Below are 2,073 nucleotides of genomic sequence, written 5' to 3'. Positions count from 1 at the left end.
GGGTCTATTCTCACGCCAAGGCGCAAAGAACGCAAATGCGGCGGTGCAGCGACGCCTGAACGTCGTTCCAAACGAGAAGATATCCCAGAACATGATTCGTGGGCGCGAGGCATGCCTCGACCCCACGCAACGCAAGCAAGTCCGCGCCGCCGTCGTAGTCGCTGTCGTGCGGGCAGCAGCCCTGGTGCACCCAGGGACCCGGAACGTAGCCGTCTTCCGTGCTCGCGGGGTCATCCGCACAGCGGAACCCGCCGGAGTTGTGGAACTGAATCACCCGCAGGAGTTCGGGCAGGTCGACCCGATTGTTCTGGTCCTGGTCCGCGGTGTGGTATTCGCTCGCGCACGGGTCGCCCTCGCCTTCCCCCGCGCCGTCCTGGATTTTGACCACGAAGGCGTCTGTGCCGCCGTTATGCGTCGTGTCCAACCCGCCGGAGACCCAGCCGGAGGAGGAAGTCCACCCCGTGACGTAGACGTTGCCGTCGCCGTCCACCGCGATGCCACGGCCTTCGTCATACTCGCTCCCGCCAAGGTAAGTGCCCCATTCCACTCGGGGGTCGAGAATGAGGGGGTAGGCGGGGTGGCGGGGCGCAAGGAGTTCAAAGGTATAGGTGTACGCATCGAGCAGCCGGAAGCGGCCGGGGAGTTCCACGCGCTCGCCGCCGATGTCCTGGTAGATGTACGGCGCGTCGTCCCGCAAGGGTTCCCAGCCCTCGCCGAGATCGATGAGCAACGCCCCGTCCGCATCCAGGGAAAGCCCCCGGATGCCCTCGTAACGCACCCGGACCTGCTCATGGTCCGCCCCCGGCGCCACGTGGAACTCGTACTTGAGGTGATCGCGTCTGCCCCAGACCTTCAGGTCAATGCCGTCGTACAGGCCGGGGTAGACCACCTCTTCAAACGTCGGCACGTTCTCGCGCCAGTGTTCCGGCGCGCCTTTCTGATAGTGGTAGACCGACTCGGAACGCCGCGCGCCCCCGGGCGTCGTCTCGTGTGCCCCAGGAAACCGCACGGACACGTGCCGTATCTGCGAAGGGCGGCCGGGTGCGCTGATCGAGCGTGGGGGTGTGTTATGGACAGGATGGACAGGATGGACAGGAAGAAATTCAGCAGGCGCGTCCTGCTTCAGGGCGAATGCCTCTCTGAATGGCGCCTCAGCAGACCCAGAATCCATGGGCAAGATGCCCATGCGACGTGTGGCACGGGCGTCCCGCCCGTGCTTGAAGACCATGGGCAAGATGCCCATGCCACGTGTGGCGCCCGGCCGCCGCAACTGGATCACCGGCCCGGAATCGGTCAAGGCAACGAGCGCGCCGCGTCCGTGGTGCAGATACCGTATCGAGGCGTCCTCGAACTGGCCCCGGTTCTCCACAAACAGCGCGGGCGACATCGCGAACCGCTCCATCGCCGCGCGGCCGAGTTTCCCCGATTCCGAAGGTGCCTCCTGCCCGTCGGGCCGGCAGCCGGGCGCGTAAACGATTTCCCGGAGTTCTTCCATGGAGGGAGTCGAGATGGGTGTCTGTGCGGCGGCAGGCAGGGCGCACGGCGCAAGCAGCAACAGCGCCCCAGCGGCAAGGACGGCCCATGAAACAACTCTGGCGGATCGCAACGATGGCACGGTATTCATCAACGCTATCCCCCGTTCGTGTAAACTCCCTTTCTCCGTTAATGCCTTAGTGTACCTTGCCACTGTACAACGGCTGTTTTCCCATGTCAAGAGGTGGCGCGACAGAAATGGGGCGAGGCGTGCGTGTCTCCTTCGTTACCCGGGGCGGCCACCCGGGAAACGGGCCGGATTCGGCCCTCGTATTCTCGCGCCGGGGAGCATGGACAGCAAGCGCCGGGGACCCGGCTTGTTCCGGGACCCCGGCGGGAGACTATCACTGCAATCGTGGCGCGGTCAGGAGACCTGCCGCAACAAATACTGTTACGCGCCCGGCACGGCCAACGGCCCGATGGGATACTCCTTGTCGAAGCTCAGGTCCGCGGGCACGATCGACAGGTCGGACTTCATGGCGTCTTCCCAGGTGACTTCCTGACCCGTAAAGGCGGACATGCGGCCCATGATCGCCGTGA

At 65.0% G+C, this 2,073-nt stretch carries 1 protein-coding gene; it reads right to left on the bottom strand.

Annotation, left to right across the window (positions count from 1 at the left end):
- Positions 1 to 10 precede the first annotated feature (10 nt).
- Entirely contained in the window at positions 11 to 1,624 is a 1,614-nt protein-coding gene (locus KA184_20205; GenBank protein ID MBP8131908.1) for an SBBP repeat-containing protein, read from the bottom strand.
- Between the last annotated feature and the right edge of the window lie 449 nt (positions 1,625 to 2,073).

It is taken from the genome of Candidatus Hydrogenedentota bacterium, assembly GCA_018005585.1.
GTDB lineage: Bacteria > Hydrogenedentota > Hydrogenedentia > Hydrogenedentales > JAGMZX01 > JAGMZX01.
The sequence above is the reverse complement of the archived record's forward strand: the minus strand, read 5'-3'. Positions and strand labels throughout refer to the sequence as shown.

What these genes read in the sequence shown, in the direction of transcription:
- KA184_20205 (MBP8131908.1), bottom strand. Translation starts at nt 1,624, where the DNA reads ATGAATACCGTGCCATCGTTGCGATCCGCCAGAGTTGTTTCATGGGCC.